Annotated in this window: 8 protein-coding genes; 6 read left to right on the forward strand and 2 right to left on the reverse strand. The window is 45.5% G+C overall.

Translation table 11 applies throughout. The features are described from left to right. Positions 1 to 106 precede the first annotated feature (106 nt). The 3 genes from IRQ95_RS08275 (at position 107) to IRQ95_RS08285 (ending at position 3,135) form a co-directional block, all read left to right on the forward strand. Positions 107 to 508 carry a VanZ family protein gene (locus IRQ95_RS08275; protein WP_194436496.1) on the forward strand — a complete coding sequence of 134 codons (402 nt, stop codon included), beginning with the start codon at positions 107 to 109 and terminating at the stop codon, positions 506 to 508. 393 nt (positions 509 to 901) lie between these two features. Continuing rightward, a complete protein-coding gene (gene aroG / locus IRQ95_RS08280; RefSeq protein WP_194436497.1) occupies positions 902 to 1,957 on the forward strand; it encodes a 3-deoxy-7-phosphoheptulonate synthase AroG in 1,056 nt (351 codons plus the stop codon). 269 nt (positions 1,958 to 2,226) lie between these two features. Next, positions 2,227 to 3,135 carry an aldo/keto reductase gene (locus tag IRQ95_RS08285; protein ID WP_194436498.1) on the forward strand — a complete coding sequence of 303 codons (909 nt, stop codon included), beginning with the start codon at positions 2,227 to 2,229 and terminating at the stop codon, positions 3,133 to 3,135. A 56-nt stretch (positions 3,136 to 3,191) separates the two neighbouring features. On the opposite strand, the gene IRQ95_RS08290 is transcribed toward IRQ95_RS08285, so the two are convergent. After that, entirely contained in the window at positions 3,192 to 4,781 is a 1,590-nt protein-coding gene (locus IRQ95_RS08290; RefSeq protein ID WP_194436499.1) for an EAL domain-containing protein, read from the reverse strand. Positions 4,782 to 5,130: 349 nt separating this feature from the next. Here IRQ95_RS08290 and IRQ95_RS08295 point away from each other — a divergent pair, with 349 nt between their 5' ends. Together IRQ95_RS08295 and IRQ95_RS08300 are read left to right on the forward strand one after the other, a co-directional pair. After that, the gene (locus tag IRQ95_RS08295) at positions 5,131 to 18,540 is read left to right on the forward strand and encodes a retention module-containing protein (protein ID WP_194436500.1); all 13,410 of its coding nucleotides are present in this window, start codon (positions 5,131 to 5,133) and stop codon (positions 18,538 to 18,540) included. Between the two features lie 89 nt (positions 18,541 to 18,629). After that, positions 18,630 to 19,274: a TetR/AcrR family transcriptional regulator gene (locus IRQ95_RS08300; protein ID WP_194436501.1), complete on the forward strand. Its 645-nt coding sequence runs from the start codon at positions 18,630 to 18,632 to the stop codon at positions 19,272 to 19,274. Here IRQ95_RS08300 and IRQ95_RS08305 read toward each other — a convergent pair. Beyond that, positions 19,271 to 19,624, reverse strand: a complete 354-nt coding sequence (locus IRQ95_RS08305; protein WP_075648829.1) for a DUF3024 domain-containing protein — start codon at positions 19,622 to 19,624, stop codon at positions 19,271 to 19,273. The genes IRQ95_RS08300 and IRQ95_RS08305 overlap by 4 nt on opposite strands. A gap of 189 nt (positions 19,625 to 19,813) precedes the next feature. On the opposite strand from IRQ95_RS08305, the gene IRQ95_RS08310 reads away from it, so the two are divergent. Continuing rightward, a complete protein-coding gene (locus IRQ95_RS08310) occupies positions 19,814 to 20,629 on the forward strand; it encodes a phosphate ABC transporter substrate-binding protein (protein ID WP_194436502.1) in 816 nt (271 codons plus the stop codon). The last annotated feature ends 13 nt before the right edge of the window (positions 20,630 to 20,642 follow it).

Below are 20,642 nucleotides of genomic sequence, written 5' to 3' on the forward strand. Positions count from 1 at the left end.
ATACGGGTAGTGTGAATAAAATATGTACTTTGACTTTTAACTGAGCAACAAGTCGCGTATTCTGTTTTGCTTCCAAGGATCGGTTACTTAGTATTTCATTAATTACATGCAATTTTCTCAATTAGTTGTTCATCGTCGCTTACCGTTTTTGTGCTTGTTGGTGCTGATTGGTGCGAGCGCTTCACTGACCAAATCGTTTAGTCTTCATGGTGGCGTTGTTAGTCAATTTGAAGTCACAATGGGTGGTGATTGGGTGCTTCATGCCTTAATGGCATTTGCACTGGGTTGGACTGCGAACTGGGCTACGCCTATCACCTATTTTCGATACTATGGTTTTAGAGTCACGCCGTTATTAGTCATGATGCTGTTGTTTGTCTCCGCAGATGAAATACTGCAAGCCTTTGTACCTACAAGAGAGTTTTCTTGGCTCGACTTAATCATCAATATCGCAGGATTGATTGTTGGTGCTTTAACTCATCGTCTTTGGTTGCGCAGTAAGAATATTTAAGTTCTGCCAAGTTATGCGATCTTATGGCGGTTAGAGCGCACACTTTCTTTTACGCCCGCCCTTCAGTGACTTTAATTTCTAAGAATGAAAATTGGTAATTGCGCGAATGTATAGCTGTATTTATCAATTATAAAAATCATAAGACATTGAAAAATATATAATTAATCCCATTATTATTGTAGTGAATCGAGAATCTTTAATGGTGTAATTATATCTTTACACGCCACGTTTTTTGTAAAGTTTGGTGAAATGTTGCCTTATGAATAAAAAAATGGTTGCAAGCTTCGTTTTGGGCGGATAAGTTACAAGGGACAGGATAAATACAGACAAGTAGATGTTTGAGTATTCAATGAATGGCTCAGTATACTTGTCGCATAACAGGAAGAAGTAGCGATGTTTCAAACCGATGATGTAAGAATTAATAAAGTAAAAGAGTTATTACCGCCAATTGCCGTTCTAGAGAAGTTTCCGGCGACAGAAACCGCGTCTTCTACCACTTTTCGCTCGCGTAAAGCCATTTCAGACATTCTTCAGGGTAAAGACGATCGCGTTTTAGCGATTGTTGGTCCATGTTCTATCCATGATCCGCAAGCGGCTCTTGAGTACGGTAAAAAACTTAAAGTACTGCGTGAAGAACTCGGCGAAGAACTTGAAGTTGTTATGCGTGTTTATTTCGAAAAGCCGCGTACGACGGTTGGTTGGAAAGGTCTCATCAACGACCCGTACTTAAACGACACGTTTAAGATCAATGATGGCTTGCGCATTGGCCGAAAGTTGCTGCTGGATCTAACCGATATGGGTATGCCGACGGCCAGTGAATTCCTGGATATGATTACGCCGCAATATGTCGCGGATCTGATCAGTTGGGGTGCGATTGGTGCACGTACTACTGAATCTCAAGTTCACCGTGAGCTATCGTCTGGTTTATCTTGCCCAGTGGGTTTTAAGAACGGTACAGACGGTAATATCAAAATCGCATCAGACGCGATTCGCTCAGCGAGTGCATCACACCATTTCCTTTCAGTCACCAAATTCGGTCACTCTGCGATTATTGAAACCAGCGGAAACCCAGATTGCCACATCATTTTGCGCGGTGGTAAAGAGCCTAACTACAGTGCTGAACATGTTGGTGCCATCAAACAAGAGTTGGAAGCATCGGGTTTACCACAAAAAGTGATGATTGATTTCAGTCATGCGAATAGTTCAAAGCAGTACCAGCGTCAGATTAATGTGTGTGAAGATGTATCGACACAGATTGCTGGTGGTGAAGAGGCTATTTTTGGTGTGATGATCGAATCTCACCTTGTTGAAGGCCGTCAAGACTTGGTAAATGGCGAAGCGCCAACTTACGGTCAATCGATTACTGATGCATGTATTGGTTGGGAAGATACTGAAAAAGTACTCAAGCAATTGGCGGAAGCAGTGAAAACACGTCGCGCCCTCAAGTAATATAACCGCACTATTTCAAGGCTCCTGTTTATAGGGGCCTTTTTGTTTTTTACACCGATCTTTGGATATCAAATCTTCTAAACTTAAGGTTGTTGGGCAAAAGCGAACAATGAGCGCTACCACGTTATTTTTATGGCGGCTAATAAATTGACGATTAATGTGCGTGACAACTCAGAATGAGAACTTCATCACTAAGTGAAGAGTCTTGGATATTGAGTGAGGAAGGATTCCGGCATAGCCTAAGTTCAGTTTATTTAGGAGGGTAAGACATGGTGTCTAAAGTGACCGTTGGACCACAGGGTCCAGATTTGTCAGAGTTAGTACAAGGCTATTGGCGACTTGCAGAATGGGGGATGACACCTCAGCAGCGTCTGACATTCTTGAAACAGCATATTGATTTGGGTATTACGACAGTCGACCATGCTGATATCTATGGTAACTACGAATGTGAGCAGCTTTTTGGTGAGGCTATAAAGCTCGACCCTACCGTCCGAAATCAGATAGAAATCGTGACAAAGTGCGATATCAAGTTGTGTGGTGATAAGTTTCCAGAGCGTAAGGTTAATCATTATGACACCAGCTCCGCACATATCTATGAGTCGGTAAATAACTCATTAAGCCGTTTAAACATTGAGCAAATTGATTTGCTGCTCATTCACCGCCCTGACGTATTGATGGATGCTGATGAAGTTGCAGAGGCCTTTGCCGAGCTGCATAAGGTTGGTAAAGTGAAGCACTTCGGTGTGTCTAATTTTACGCCTAGTCAGTTTGAGTTGCTGCAAGATCGCGTACATAAACCACTTGTGACTAACCAAGTTGAGATCAACCCGCTCAATTTTGAAGTAGCACATGACGGCACGCTTGATCAGCTGCAAAAAGCACGTATTCGCCCAATGGCATGGTCATGTTTAGGTGGCGGCGCTATCTTTACTGGTGAAACTGAACAAGCCAAGCGTGTGCGAGAAGAGTTGGAGCTTATTCGTGTAGAAGTGGGCGCTAACTCAATTGATGAAGTTATCTATGCTTGGGTGCGTAGACTTCCCTCAAAACCGCTGCCAATTATCGGTTCTGGTAAGATTGAGCGTGTTGAGAGTGCAATCAATGCTCTAAGCATCGAGTTGACTCGTGAGCAATGGTATCGCGTATGGATAGCGTCTAAAGGTCACGGTGTGCCGTAGAACTATGATAAATAGATAGATTGCTAAATGAAAGCCAACCCTCGGGTTGGCTTTTTCTATGCTGGGCTATTTACAGGAGAATACTGTACGTCTTCACTTAGTTTGAGCAGGGCTTCAGGCTTGATAGGGTAAGAATAGTAGTACCCTTGGATATAACTCACGCCAAGCTTTCTCAAAAGTGATATTTGTTGCTCAGTCTCAACCCCTTCAGCAATCACCTTCATGTTGAGCTCTTTAGCCAATTGAATCATAGATACAAGAACCGGTGTGATACTGGACTCTGAGTGAAGGCTCTTGATAAAAACTTGGTCAATCTTCATCACTTGAAAAGAATGCAAACGAATGAAGTTTAGTCCAGAGTAGCCTGTACCAAAATCATCAATTGCCAGTTGGAATCCAAGCTTTTGAATGCTGACTAAATTGGAAAGTGCAGTATTCAATTGTTGCTGATCAAAATCTAGATTTTCAGTGACTTCGAGTAGGATCCGATCGACCAGTAATGGATGGCGCTTAGCGAATTTCTTCAGGTTGTTTAGAAAGAGGCTATCGATTAAAGAGATACGACTAACATTAACACTAACGTATTTTGATTCCTGGTATCTTGGGTTCTCTTGTAGGAATTGTGCGACCATGGACATCATTTTTTCTGTCAATAAGTCAATCACTCCGAGTTTCTCTGCAAGTGGAATAAAAATATCGGGAGAAATTTGCCCTTGAGTTGGATGATTCCAGCGCACCAATGCCTCACTACCTACAACCGCATTATTATTGATATCGACGATTGGCTGTAAATAGAGTTCGATTTCGTCGTTATGAATCGCATTGAGCAATGTGTATTCAATAGAGCGCTTAGCGAGGAGTTGATAACCAATAATGAGATAGAGCAGAGCACAAATCGATGCAGCGAGTATCGTTTGCCAAACATTTGAAAAGTAGTGGTACTGATAAGTGCCGAATGTAGGTTGAAGCTCAATTTTAAAAGGGTAAAGGTTTGACGTAAAAGTGAGCTTTTCTCGGTATTCGGTGTTGTTCTGGTACAGATTACTCAACTCGTAATCTAGAATCGTGAGTTTGTATTGATATTCATGTGAGTTGACGAATTGTTTTATAAGCTCAGGAAAACGTTCTGGCGGTATAAGAGCGTTCAAGCCAGTTGAGGCGCTTGTTGATGCGTAGATAAAGAACGTCGGCATATAGCTACTGGATTCACCAATAGAAATCGTAATGTGATTTTTTGAGGCATGAATTCTGTCCATCACCTCATCACCGATTTGAATGTAATTTGGGCCTTCATTACTTGTACAAGTAACGAAGTTGTCTTTATAAAGCCCCACCTCTTTAATGTATTCAGAGTTGAATACATGAGCTCGCATTCGCAATTTATCTTGTGTTGAGCATAAGTTACTGACGTTTTGGTTCAGTATATATAATTCACTTGCGACCTTATCAATGTAACGATCAAGTACGTTGACGATTTCTTTCCCGTCTAATTGCATCGCTCTCTGTGTATGGTAGTAGTTGCCTGCTACAGAAAAAAGCAGAGCAATCAAAAAAATAGCAGCCACAGGTAATAAATTTGGCAAGTGGCGGAACATATTCTTACTAAAACCAGAGATTGAATGAAGATTAATCCGTGATGAGTCCATTGCAGTCTTTTTGCGTTCCCTTTACCTATCCACTATAGAGCGTTAAAAACAAAAGTAGATTATTTATCGTCGAAAATCAGACTGAGTCTCATTTGCGATACTATAGATACCAAGAGGAGTCTTGAACTTGAGAAGATAATAGAAACTCAGTGGATAAGAAAGTAGTAATGATAATTTTCATTCGATTACTTCGAGAAAAGTATCTTAAATACCGTCTATACTTAACCATATGCGACAAAAATCACTTAATTTTTTGAAATGTAACACTAATGTTTGAAAATTTGTTACTCTTGGCTGATAAAAAAATCAATAAAGTTGCGTTATTTAGTTCAAAAGTTCGGGGGATCGGATGAACGAAGAAGTTTCTATTGAAGGAGCCAAAGTAGTCAAAGTCATCGGAGAGGTGATTGCCATAGATAGCCGCGGTAACGCGCGGGAGTTAAGAGTGGGCGATCAACTGCGTGGCGATGAGGTTATTATCACTGCTCGTAATTCCAGTGTGGATATATCAGAGCAGGTAGAAACCATTAACCTTGGTGAAAACTGTATTGCTTGTACCAATCAGCAAGGCAATGTACAAGGGGCGGTGGTTGACGGCACCATAGACCTCGACCTGAGTCAAAATGGCGAGTTTAGCCTAGAGCAGATTGAGGCAATACAAGAAGCCATCTTAGCCGGGGAAGACCCAACGGCAATCTTGGAAGCTGCGGCCGCGGGGGGCGTATTAGGCTCTGCAAACGCGGGTTTTATTACGGTAGAGTTTAATAACCCTGAAGTCTTAGCGGAGACGTTTTTTGAAACCAGTGGGTTTCGACGAGAACAGATAGACGACCCCGAAGAAGATGCTAGAGCGACGGTTTTTGCCGCAGGTGGTGAGTCGATATCTGAATTGCTTGTTGAGGGAGACCTCGATGCCAGCGATGGCTATCCGACTTCAATCACTAATACCGTCTTAATCGAAGCCGGTGACCTACCGCTTGATGCGACCAGCTTTGTTCCCGACCCAATTTCTCTCGCTGCCCTCCTTACCGAACTGAATAGTGATATCACTGCATCAGGACAAGATGTTACCTTCACTTACGATGCCAGCCAAAATGCGATTATTGGTACTGTTGGTGCCGATGAAGTGCTTAAAATCGATATTGATACGACTAACCTTGGCAAGAACTTAGAACTCTCATTAACCACAACACTTAACCAGCCGATTGACCATGTACCGAGTGTTGGCGGTGGTAATGTTGCTCTCGTTGACGACAAAATTATCGTCTCATTTGATATCACAGGTACAGACAGCGGTGGTAATGCGATTCGCTCACCGATTTCCGCTACAGTCACGATTGTTGATGGTGATGACCCTGATATTGCTCAAGTGCCAAGTGTGACCGTTAACGAAGCGAATTTGACTGACGGTACTGATACTAATATTGCTGAAACCGTGAAAGGCAATATGGTCGACATGGGACTCGGCAGCGACCAAATCGAGCAATACCGTCTCGACATTACACAGTTTAACCAACAAGCGGCACTCAAGTCTCACGGGGAAACCATCACTATTACCGAAGTGGAGAATGGGGACTCGAGTTTTACCTACACAGGTGCCACGGCGTCAGGCTCAGTATTCACCATAGAGGTTGAGCCCAGTGGCGACTATACCTTTACTTTACTCGAGCCAATTGACCACGCGCAGGGTAGCGATTCAACCACCATTAGTTTGCCTATTACCGCAACCGATTTTGATGGCGACACGGCACAAGGGTTACTGCCGATCATCATTCTTGATGATAAACCGCAGTTTACCGGATTTACTGGGCAAACTGAGGTTGATGAAGATGATCTAAGCACTTCAACAGTACCCGGTTCTGATCCAGACAAAGAAGCCACCCTAATCAGTGGAAACTTTGTGATTGAACAAGGTGCAGATGGGGTTAAGAGTTACCAAATCGATACCACGTCACCGGATATAACTACGCTTAGTTCAGGTGGAGAGGCGCTGAAATGGAGTGATGACTCACCAGTGCAAAGCGGTACGCAGTTTACTTATACCGCTGAAACTGCCTCTGGCGAACTCGTATTCACATTGATATTTGATACCAGTGACAACAGTTACCGCTTTGATCTCGTTGCGCCACTCGATCACCCAACGGGTGATGGTGAGAATGAATTAAAGCTTGGTTTTAATATCAGCGCCACTGATTTTGATAATGATACGACTGCACCACAAACGCTGACGATTACGGTCAAAGATGATGTTCCTACTATCACCAATGTTGAGCCATTGAGTGTTGATGAAAATGATTTGCCACAAGGGACAGACGGCTCAGGCAGTTTGACTGTCGGTGGAGACTTCACCACGACGCAAGGCTCAGATGGTGTAATTCTCTACCGCATTGATCCAACGACCAACCCTGTTGATGGTTTAACTTCCGGCGGAGTGACGATTACGTTAGATGCGCCAGTGATTGACCCCGCAGACAACACTTACACCTATGTCGCGAAAGCGGGCGGTGCGGAAGTATTTGAATTAACGCTAAACGCCGATGGCAGCTATACCTTTGAACTCAAACAGCCTATCGATCATCAAGATGGCCAAGACAGTCAGCTGGTTAATTTTACTATTCAAGCGCAAGACCAAGACGGTGATCTAAGCTCGAGCGTGCTGCCTGTTACCATCAACGATGATTTGCCAGTGCTGAATGGTTTTACCGGACAAACCGAGGTTGATGAAGATGATCTTAACACTAGCACTCATCAAGGTTCAGACTCGAGTAAAGAATCGACATCAATCACCGGCAACTTTGATATTAAAGAGGGTGCCGATGGGATCAAGAGCTACCAAATTGATACTGCCTCACAGGATCTTGCTAGCTTAAAGTCCGGTGGTGAAGCGCTGAAGTGGAGCGATGACTCGCCAGCACAAAATGGAACACAATTTACCTATATTGCTGAGACTGCTTCTGGTGAAAACGTGTTTACCATGGTGTTTGATACCAATGACAACAGCTACAGTTTTAGTTTAATCAAGCCACTGGATCACCCAACGGCTGATGGTGAAAATGATATCGAGATTAGTTTTGATATCAGTGCAACCGACTTTGATAACGACACCACCGACCCTAAAACGCTGACGATCACCGTTAAAGATGATGTTCCCGAAATCACTAACGTTGAGCCGCTCAGCGTTGATGAAAATGACTTACCTCAAGGCACTGATGGAACGGGTGATCTAATTGTCGGTGGCGATTTCACCACCACACAGGGTGCCGATGGCGTGGTGCTGTATCGTATAGATCCGACTACCAACCCTGTTGCTGGGATAGAATCTGGAGGGGTTGCACTTACCCTTGACCCGCCGACCATTGATGGCAACAACAATTACACCTATGTAGCCAAAGCGGGCACGGTTGAGGTGTTTACCTTAACGCTTAACGCAGACGGCAGTTATACCTTTGAACTGAAACAGCCGATTGATCATCCAGATGGTGAAGATAGTCAGTTGGTAAACATTACGATTCAAGCACAAGACCAAGACGGTGACCTTAGCTCGATCGTATTGCCAGTCACAATTAATGATGATGCTCCAGTGATAAGTGGTTTTACCGGGCAAACACAAGTCGATGAAGACGATTTAGATAGCACGGCACATCAAGGCTCGGATCCTGACAAGGAATCCACGCTTATTACCGGTAACTTCGTCATTCAAGAGGGCGCGGATGGTGTTAAGAGCTATCAAATTGAGAGTACCTCACCAGATATTTCAACCTTAGAATCTGGCGGTGAAGCACTTAAATGGAGCGATGATTCTCCGGTACAAAACGGCACTCAATTTACCTACATCGCGGAGACTGTCTCAGGTGATGCAGTCTTCACTATGGTGTTTGATACTAATGGAAACAGCTACCAATTTGAATTGCTAAAGACGCTTGATCATCCTGAAGCTGACAACCAAAACGATATTGAAATTGGTTTTAATATCAGTGCTACTGACTTTGATAACGACACCAGCACGGCTCAAACTCTTACCATTACTGTGGTTGATGACATTCCAGAGATCACCAACGTTGTGCCGCTTAGTGTTGACGAGAATGACTTGCCGCAAGGTACCGATGGAACCGGCAGTCTTACTGCGAGTGGTAATTTCACCACCACCGAGGGCGCCGATAATGTCGTTTTGTATCGTATTGAGCCAAATACCAACCCGCTAGCGGGTATTGAATCTGGTGGTGTAGCAGTGACGCTCGATGCGCCAAGCATTGATAGTGACAATAACTACACCTATGTTGCTAAGGCTGGTGCGGCAGAAGTGTTTATCCTCACGCTCAAAGCGGATGGCAGTTATACCTTTGAGCTCAAGCAGCCGATTGATCACGCCGCTGGTGATGACAATCAACAGATCAATTTTACTATCCAAGCACAAGATCAAGATGGCGATCTCAGCTCGATTGTATTGCCTGTGACGATTACGGATGACGCACCAATCATCAACGGCTTTACTGGTCAAACGGAAGTGGACGAAGATGATTTAAATACGGCTAATTTCGACGGTTCTGATCCGACAAAAGAGTCGACGGTCATTACGGGTAACATTGATATAGCACCTGGTGCTGATGGAATTAAGAGCTATCAGATTGATTCAACATCGCCAGATATCACCACGTTAAGTTCTGCTGGTGAAACGCTGAAATGGAGTGATGGCTCGCCAGTGCAAAATGGCACCCAATTTACCTATACCGCTGAGACGGTATCGGGAAATGCTGTGTTTACCTTAGTGTTTGATACTAGCGATAACAGTTACAGTTTTAGCTTGTTGCAGCCGCTCGATCACCCGACAGGCAATGGAGAAAACGATCTTGAGATTGGATTCAATATCTCTGCAACAGATGTGGACAACGATACGAGTGCGCCCGAAACACTGACGATCAAAGTAAAAGATGACATTCCTGAGATAACCAATGTTGAGCCGCTCAGTGTGGATGAAAACGATCTACCACAGGGAACAGATGGCTCAGGTGACTTATTGGTGGGTGGTGATTTCACCACGACACAAGGTGCGGATAATGTAGTGCTGTACCGAATCGACCCTAGCACCAATCCTGTTGCGGGTTTAGAGTCGGGCGGTGTGGCAATTACGCTTGACTCCCCGGTCATTGATCCGACAACCAATAGCTATACCTATACGGCAAAAGCTGGCACAGTTGAAGTGTTTAAGCTGACGTTAAATGCTGACGGAAGCTATACCTTTGAGTTAAAACAGCCGATTGATCATGCCGATAGCGAGAACAGTAAGCAGATTCAGTTTACCGTTCAAGCGCAAGACTTTGACGGTGATTTGAGCTCGATTATTCTGCCAGTCACCATTAATGATGATGCACCGACAATCGATAGTATTTCTAGCCCTGCTGATGTGGATGAGGATGATATTCCTACCGTAGGCTCAGATTCGACCCCGGAATCGAACTCGACCAGTGGTACATTTGCCTTTACCGCAGGTGCTGACGGGATTAAATCGGTGGTGATTGCTAATCAAGATACCGTGTTAGATTCACTTACCTCGGGTGGTGAAGCTCTTAAGTGGAGTGATGGTTCGCCAGTTCAGGTCGGTAACCAGTTTACCTATACCGCAGAAACTGCATCGGGCGAGTCAGTGTTTACCGTCGTATTTGATATTGATACCAAAAGTTATCAGTTTACGCTGCTCAAAGCCCTCGACCATCCGGTCGATTTGGGTGACCCGCAAAACAGCCTATCCATTGGGTTTGAAGTTAGCGTGGTCGATTTTGATAACGACCAGAGCGCTTCACTGCCGCTTGACATCACCGTCATTGATGACATTCCGCAGATTAACTCGGCAGATCGCCTTAGTGTTAACGAAGATGATCTCAATGCGGGCTCAACGCCTGACGCAGCGGCTCTGACGGCGAGTGGTGATTTTAATACTACCCAAGGCGCCGACTCGGTCATCAAATATAGTCTTGAGTCCACCACTGATCCAGTTGCCGGGCTCAAATCGGGTGGCGTTGATGTGACGATTGGCTCGCCAGTCATCGATGCAACTACTAACCAATATGTCTACACGGCGAAAGCTGGTAGTGTTGATGTGTTCGAACTCACTCTTAACGCTGACGGTAGCTACAGCTTTAAATTACTGGCGCCAATTGACCATGCCGAGAACTCGGATTTAACGACCATCAGTTTCACCGTTGTCGCCGAAGATAAAGATGGTGATACCAGCAAGCAAACGGTATTTGTCGATATTAACGATGATAAGCCGTCACTGAGTGGTACGACTGGTGAGACCCGCGTGGATGAAGATGATATTCCAGGCATTGGATCAGACGGCAGCAAAGAAAGCACTACCATTGATGGTCAGTTCACCGTGGTTGAAGGCGCGGATACCATCGCTGAATACCAGATCACCAATCTAGATACGGTATTAGATCAACTCTCATCTGATAACCAAGGGCTAGTGTGGGATACAGTCATTGAATCTGGCAACACGGTGACGCATACCGCGGTGACAGAGACTGGCGGTGACACGGTGTTTACTCTGGTTTTTGATACTGCTAACAATACGTATTCGTTTACGCTCGTTCAGCCGTTCGATCATGCGCCTGGGCAAGGGCAAAACCTACAGCCGATTGATTTTGATATCAAAGCGGTGGACTTTGATGGTGATGAAACAGGCGAAACCACGTTAACCATCGATGTGGTCGATGATGTACCGCGTATCGCTAACCGCAGCATTGAAGTCACAGAGGGTGAGACGAGCAGCACCAACGTTAATATGTTTGGTCGCCCAGGAGCGGATGGCGCAGAAATCACCTTGGTCGAAGCCAACAGCACCGCAGACTCGCAAATTCGATTCCAACTAGCTGACGGCAGCTATGTGGAAAGCATTGATCCAAATAGCACCACTACGACAGTGATGGTGGTAGAGATGCGTCCTGATGGTAGTGGTGGCTTTAATTACGAGCAACTCGGTTCACTGGAGATCCGCCCTGACGATTCCCAGCGTGGTCGCTTCTTGTTTACGCCTGTTACGAATCTTGCTCATGATGGCGGCGAGCTTACCTTTAGTCTCAATGTCACAGCCACTGATGGTGACCAAGACACATCAGTGAAAACCTATACCGTGACCATCTTTGATAAAGATGCGGAAATAAAAACCGCTGAAGTGACGACGTTCGAAGATTCTGGACGTTCAGATACGCTCACCTTTGATCCGGCAATTAACAACAGCAATGCCGAAGATAACCAAGGTGGTCTTGCGGTAGAACCAAGCAAAATTACCTTAACGGTTGATCTATTTGATATCGATAACGATGAAAAAATCGGTGATGTGGTAATTGGACCGGGCACTTATAACGGTCAGTTCTATTTCTACGATGCCGCAACGTCGACTTACAAAGCGCTCACGGTACAAGCTGATGGTAGTGTATTGCTACCGAGTGGCGATGTGGTTCAAACCATTGGCAGCGATAACGTTGCTACGTTAAATAACCTCTACTTTGTCCCAGACAGAAACTACTCATCCAGCGATGCAGGCTTTGATGTGCCGATTTCTGTTTCGATTTTAAATAGTGGCAGCACCGACCATACCGTGACGTCACAACTGCATATTGAAGTAGAAGCGGTCGCCGATATTGCAACTTGGAATTCGAGCAACACCCAAGACCGTTATTCAATTGTTGAAGATGATGCCAATGCGATACTCAAAATTCAGGCTGAAACCCAAGATGGGAGTAACCCCGAGAGTATTACTTATCGTTTAGAGGTGACCGCGGGTGAGGGGCAGTTTGTACTAGAAAATAGTGCAGGGCAGCCAATTGCGCAGTCTTCTCCGGGAGTGTACCTCATTGATGCCGCTGACATTAACGATGTGCAGGTAAACCCTGTGGATCATTTTGCCGGCGCGATTACTTTTGATGTTTATGCGGTGACAACAGAAGGGATCAATCCTTTAACGGGTAAAAATAGCGCAGAATCTGCAGTTCAAGAACTGGTGATTAACGTTGCACCTAGTGCTGACCAAGGGTCATTCAGTGTTAGTCGCATCACCATTTTTGAAGATAATGCCGCGACGCAAGATACCGTCGATCCAGATACCGATCATCTCGATTTTACCTTGGATAAAGTGATCACCTTAGGCACCACGGACGATATCGCCACGGTCGGTGATAACTCTGAAACGCAGTTTGTTGAGTTAACCAATTTCGTTCAAGAAAATGGTGACCCGCTAGTGGGGTACGAAGTGCGCTGGATTGGCACTGGCAATAACCCAATTGTGGAGGTTTCACCAGGAGTTTATCAGATCCCACAAGAAGCATTGCCATTTGTGGAAGTTCAGCCGCCATTGCACAGCAATGAGAACTTTAGCTTTGATGTACAAGGTTTTGTTAAAGATACCGCGACGTTAATCGATCCTGCTGGTAACACGTACCAAGCGGTGGATATCAAGCCAATGGCAGATCCGAAAACCGTCAATGTGACAGTCAAAGGGGTTGCTGATATCCCATATTTGCCTGACGTGCCAGAGGAGCCAGCAACGGGACCGGAATTGGGTAAATGGTACCAATATGACGATGGCTCTGGGATTTTCGGCGCGCAAGTGACGATAGACGAAAGCACGGAGGCGAAAATAAGCTTCGCGGTATTGTCTGGTGAAGAGCAAGATGGTGTGGTTGATAAGTCAGAGTCTCTGTCTGCAATCTTAAGTAACATTCCCGACGACGTCGAACTGCTTGATGCGAATGGCGGGACCATCGACTTAGTGTATGTAGGTGAGGGACCAAATGGTTCCCTATACCAAGCCAATATTACGCAAGATGAATACGACGCGGGTATTACCATTCGTCCTACAAAATACTCGACTGACGACATCATCATTGATGCCAAAGTGATTGTTACAGAAAACGATGGTCACGTGCGTGAGATTGATGGCAAGTTAAGAGTTAACATTGAGCCAGTGATTGAAGCCGGTGGCGCGACGCACACTTATGACGCCTCGGTGACTGGTCGTGAAGATACCTTTATCAAAGTGCCATGGAATGTTACTGCCGATCCGGACAATGCGCCTGATAGTCAGCCGACGGCTAATGGCAGAGACTACGAATACGTTACCAAAGTTGTGATTGAAGGCTTCCCTCCTGGCAGTGAAGTTGAAATTAACGGTCAAGCTTGGGGGGACTTCTCTGGCGCAACTTTTGATGGCGCTACCCTGACGATAACCGGCTTAGATCAATCGACAGCGGCACCAATTATTAGTGTTAAGCCGCCAGAGGATTCAAGTACAAACTTCCCGTTGAAAACGACCGTTACGATTCAAGAGATTGATGAAGACGATCCGACTTTGATTAAAACGGCAGATGTGAAAGGTGATATCACGGTGGTGGTGAACCCTGTCGTTGAGCAAGATGGTACGCTGCGTATTGAAGATAAAGATGGTAACCCCGTTACTGTGATTCGTGATGATCCGAACCCGAACGATGCAGTCAATGGCGATGGTAAAATTGCCTTTACCATCAATGACAAAAATGGCGATGCCAATGTTGTCGTTTTTGAAGATTTAGACCCAAGCTCAGATGAAGTTGTTGACCAAGTCGTGGTGCGCTTTAAAGTGCCGCCAGGTGAAGATTTTGATGATGTGATGGACCAGCTGTATGTCTTCGGTGGCATCAACAATGGTGACGGTTCATGGACCATTATTGACGAAGAAAACTTCACCATTTCAGCTCCGGACGGTTTGAAATACAGCACTTCGGCGACTGAAAACACCATCGGCGTTGAGTTTGTCACGCAAGTTATCGACAAAGGCGATGAAAATGAAGGTAGCGCGCCAAGGGAAGTGAGCACAACGATTGATTTAGTTTTCCCAGAATCGGTGACACCGGCCCCAAGTGTTGCCGCTGAGATAGATGAGGTGACGCTCACTGAGGATCCGAGCGCGATAGTGATTGGCACTGAAGACAATGTCTTTGATGTGAGCTCGCAGCTGTCAAAAATCTTTCAATTGGAACCAAATACCGCTGATACGGTGCCTGATCAGGTGACGGTCGTGATTGCAGTAGCTGACATTCCGGATGAAGTGAAAGGGCTACAAATAGGCGGTGCACAATATGACTTTGCTAACGAGCTATATATATTCCAAGGTTCGGTTGATGCAAATGGTGTTCTGACATTCCCGCCAGGTCTAACGTTTACCACGCCAGATGATTACGCAGGCGATTTCCTTATCCCTATGACAGTGGTAACGACAGATACTCAGTCAGGGGATGAAAACTCGATATTGTATAAAGTACCTGTTGCGGTTAGCCCATTGGTGGATGTGCCAGTCACTGGGCAACCGGATGGCGGCACAGCGCAGCCGAGTGATAATGATGTCACCCCTGCGGTTGGCGTCAGCGCGACATCGGTAGAAAAAGGCACAGGGGCGCAAGTTGCTGGTGAAGCGTTAGAAGATAATCTGATTAAGTTAGCCGTTGATATCGATCTTGCCGACCAACGCAATGCGACCAATGAGGGGCGTGAAGTTCTCACTAAAGTCGAAATTGAATTAGTTGATAGCGATTTAGGCTATTTTGCTGATGTGAATGGTCAGCCACTTTCAGCCACTGAACCAGGTAAGTTGGTGATTGAATCGACCGATCCTGCGGTTATCGAAGCGGCGCTTCAAGAGATCTATTTTGTACCGAAAGAGAATTACCCTACTGGCAACAATAACAACACCGTAGATATTAAGGTAACCGGTACCATTACCGATCAAACCGACTTTGACCAAACATCGACAACTGAGACGCCGGATTCGCAAGCAGACCTAACTTTCAGTAAAGAAGCATCATTCGAAATCACTCCAGTTCTCGATCCTATCACTGCGCCTGATGGCAATAATGTCGTTGTCGTGGGTGATGAAGATACAGATATCGATTTGAGTGCTGGTGGTTCGGGACTAACCATCGCGCTAAATGATACCGATGGCTCAGAAGTGTTCTTATCGGTCAAGCTAACGGGCTTACCAGATGACTTTATCGTAAACAGCTCGTCGAGTGATTTCGTGGTTAAGAACAATGGTGGTGGTGAATGGACGATTCAATTGAATAATCCAAACGTGACTAGCATTGATCTGTCGGATATCACGATTAAGCCTGCGGCGAACTTTAGCGGCAAGGCTGATATTGGTATTGTGGTGTATACGCAAGAGAAGCTGTTGGGTGTGCCCGTTGAACATACCGGACAGTTCCAAATCGATGTGACGCCAGTTGGGGATGTGGTCGATACTGATCCAGTGGCAAGCGTCTCGGGCAATGAGGGCGAGAATATTGACATCGCCATCAACGCCAGCGTGACGGATAAAGTTGATTTGCTGCCAGGTGAAGCAAGCCAAGACCAACCAGAGACTCTGCTTGTAACGGTAGAAAACGTCCCTGATGGCGGCGAAATTTACTTCCCTGATGGCACGACACTGGCAACCAACCTTGGCGGTGGCGTTTGGCAGCTAGAGGTCAATGCCCAGTCATTAGATAAAATTGTGTTTAATTCCGGTGAACAAAACCAAGGTACGTGGAACCCTGACTCTTTGACTATCAAAGTTCAGTCGGTTGATACTAAGTACAATGGCGATAAGTTCTTGGGGCCAGTGAGTGAGTTTGAAGTCGGCGTGACGGTTGAGGCTGTGAATGATAGACCATACTTTGAGGGTATTGGCGATCTGCAAACCGAGGAAGATACTACTGTTGCGGTGAAAGGCTTCACCATCAACGATATCGATGCCACACTGGACGACCCAAGCGCTAACTACACGCTGACGTTAACCGTCGACAGTGGCACACTTACGCAAGATGCTACGGTAGCAGCAGCGAATGGTTTAACCGTGACCATCACAGGTGGCAACACGATTGAGATTCAAGGTACGGTTGCGGAGATAAACAAAGCATTGGGCGAAGATTTGGTGCTGTTTACCCCAGCGTTAAATAGCAACAATCTGATTGATCCTGATGGTGTCAAAGTCACTGCAACTGTGAATGACAACGGCAACCTTGGTTTAGTTGATGGCACGCCAGCGACCGACAATGAGAATCAGGCAGAGTTTGTTATCAATGTTTCTGAGCTTAACGATAAGCCGAACGCAGTAGACGTTAATCTAGGCACGATTGATGAAGACAACTCGATTCAAATTAGCCCTTCACAATTGATTGGTCCAGGGCTCAGTACTGACCCTGATCCGGAAGGACAAACACTGATCATTAAATCGATGAGTGTTCCTGCCGAGCAAGGCACGATTGTTGAGAATAGCGATGGTACTTGGACGTTTAAACCAGCGCTTAACTTCAATGGTAACGTAGAAATTACCTATGAAATTGAAGATAACGGCACAGACAACGGTGTGAATAACTTCCTGACCGATACCGGAACGATTTCGCTCACGGTTGCCGGTGTCAATGATGCCCCTGAAATTGATGTGAATTCAGCCACAGCGAGTATTGATGAAGCCGCGGCGCAGCAGATTTCAGGGATTAGTGTCAGCGATGTCGATTATGTGGATACCTACGCAAGTGACTTGATCAGCGTGAAACTGGAAGCCAGTTACGGTGAGCTCAGTGTTGTATTACCAACGTCGAGCAATATTACCGTGACACCAGCTACGGGTGGCACCATCACGTTGTTGGGACCTTTGAGTGAAATCAACGCATTACTTGATACGCCAAACAGTGGTGAAGGGGTAATGCTAGATGCAAGTTTTGCGACGGTAGCAGATATCACTCTAACGGTAACTGCGACCGATTCTGGTAACCCTTCAGGAATACCAATCACCACAACCAAGGATCATACCATTACGGTGAATCCAGTTGCGGATGCGCCAACGTTGTCGATTCAACCTGGCTTTGATTATGTCCGCAATATCTCAGCCAATCTCTCGGTCAGTAATAGCGGTATTGCCATCGTTGGGATTATCGCTGCGTTGACGGATGTGAGTGAAATCCTCACCTTGGAGATGTCGCAGCTGCCAGCCGGCGCGATAGTGAATACTTCATCAGGTGAGATCACGCCGGTTAATGGGGTTTACACTATTGATGCTGATGAAATTGATAGCATTGAGATTGTGGGTGCGGGTATTGGTGACCATACCATCCAGTTAGTCGCAGTCTCGAATGATGATGGTGACACCGCGCAATCAACCCCGCTGGAAATTGCATTGAACGTGGTCGCTGATGGTAGCGATATCGATCAATCGACTGCAACGAATGATGTGCAGTTAATCGGTGATAATAGCGGTGTAGAACTGAAATCAGGCGAGGGTGACGACCGCATTGTTGGCGGTGATGGTAACGATATGCTGTTTGGTGGCGAAGGGAACGACACCATCATCGGTGGCGCGGGCAATGATATTATTGAGGGTGGCTTAGGTTCAGACATTCTCACTGGCGGCACGGGGGAAGATGTGTTCGTCTGGAATGAAATTTCCGATGGTGCTGTTGATACGATCACGGACTTTACTCTTCAAGAGGATAAGATCGATTTACGCGATGTGTTACCTGAATTGAAATCACCATCGGTTGATATCAATGAGCTTCTCGATCATATCGAAGTTGGCGTGCAAAACAATGATGTCACCCTGACGATTAAACCCGATGGTGATATTGTAGGTGGTGATGAACAAACCATCGTGGTGGAGAACCTCGCACAAAGCCTGACGTTAGATATATCGGATCAATCCCAAATGCTATCAACGTTAGTGGATGAGAATGTCTTCTTGCATGATACCTAAATGGTCGTCTGAGCAATAAAAATCAGATAAGCTACAAAGCACCGCTCGCGGTGCTTTTTTGTTAATAATCAAACGGACTGAGTAAGTGCATGAATAAACGTAAAGTAGGCAGACCGAGTAATAAGACTCAGGCGCGCAACAAGTTAATTGCAGCAGCTCGAGATCTTTTTATCGTCATGGCGTATGACAAAGTTTCGATTCGTTTACTAGCCAGCAAAGCGCAAGTGGATAGCTCATTGATTCGCTATTACTTTGGCAATAAAGAAGGCTTGTTTGAAACCATGCTACGAGAAACCTTAGAGCCGATTAACCAGCGTATGGGGAATCTGCAGAAGGAAATCAGTCAGGGTAATTTAGTCAGTATTATGCGCACTTATTATCAAGAGATGAGCAAAAATCCGCAGTTTCCTCGTTTGATTTTGCAAGTGATGAATATGCCCGAATCGATGGTACAGCGTCGGTTATTAGAAAAGGTCATCGCCGATATTGCCAAACCAATTCAAACGGTGATCTTTGATAAATTACTTGAAAAAGGGGTAATACGTAGCGATCTTGATGCGAATTTATGTCGAGTGTCATTTATTTCGCTGATGGTGTTCCCATTTGTTGCTCCACCATCAATGCTAGCCATACATGGCGTGCAGCTGAGTGATGACTTTTTAGAGCAGCTATTGGAACATAATATTAATTTGCTGACACAGGGTATGTTCCAAACGGCAAAGTCGGTAATTTAGTCATCCCAAAACAGCGATTTTGGATCTTTATCGATCTCTCGCATCAGCGCGGTGAGGTCAATACTCTGGGGCAAAAACGGATAGGGGAGCCAAATCTCATCATCCTGCTCATCAGCCATGTACAGACACCACAAACTGGACTCGTCATCCCACAATATTTTGGCTACTTGTGAGGTATAGTCGCAGTGGGCGGAATCCAATAAGTAGTGCTGTTTAAAGAACACCACGCCATTACTGATCGGCTCGAAACTCGCCTTACCTAATTCAGCTGGAAGGTTTTGATTGCGGCAACGACAGATAGTTTCAGCGCGGCTTTCCACCTGGCGCTGTAGCAAACTTACTAACCCCATGTCATCTCCAGAACAACGGTCACTCCTGTTATAGTATGGCTTAGATTTGATGGCGTCTGCACCCCCTTTCACAAAATTGTCATCAAACCGCCATATGCTAAGGCTGTTTTGTGAACGACTCTATCTCTAACCAAGTATTAGAAGAGCGTTCATAACTTCACTGAACCGCTTTAGTATTTGGAGAAACCTATGTTACGAGTCGCCTTTGCTGCGCTTATCACCCTACCTTTTTGGACACTTTCTGCATCAGCCAGCGAAATTAACGTTTCAGGTTCGACTTCTGTTGCGCGCGTAATGGACGTTCTAGCCGAGCAATATAACCAATCTCACCCAGAGACTTACATAGCGGTGCAGGGTATCGGCTCGACAGCGGGCATCACATTAGTGAAAAAGGGCGTCGCAGAGCTTGGCATGAGCTCGCGTTACCTTACTGAAAGTGAGCTGGATGAGTCATTGACAGTACAAACTATCGCGATGGATGGTTTAGCTGTGATAGTGCATCAATCGAACTCAGTGACAAATATTACTCGCGAGCAACTTTATGATGTGTACAAAGGCAAGATTACCAATTGGAAACAGCTAGGTGGCGCTGATCAAGAGATCGCGGTGGTAACACGTGAAGCTTCTTCTGGCTCGCAATACAGTTTTGAGAGCTTGCTTGGCTTAACCAAAATGGTGAATGGTCAAATGGTTTCAGATGTTAACCCAGATAATTTAGTGGTAAACAGCAACAGCATGGTAAAAACACTGGTTAACCATAACGACCAAGCAATCGGCTTTGTTTCGGTCGGTTCTGTCGATAGCTCGGTTAAGGCGATTAACTTTGAAGGGGTTGAGCCGACCAATAAGAACATCATGGCCAGTCGCTATGAATTGGCACGTCCATTCTTGGTATTGTACAAAACTGAAAAATTAGATGCACAATCAAAGGATTTTGTTGACTATCTTGATAGTGCACAAGCAAAACAGCTGATCAATGAGTACGGCTATATCGCAACGAAATAACGGTATGTGCGGT

Origin of the sequence: Vibrio fluminensis (assembly GCF_015278125.1) — a bacterium.
Classification (GTDB): Bacteria; Pseudomonadota; Gammaproteobacteria; order Enterobacterales; family Vibrionaceae; genus Vibrio; species Vibrio fluminensis.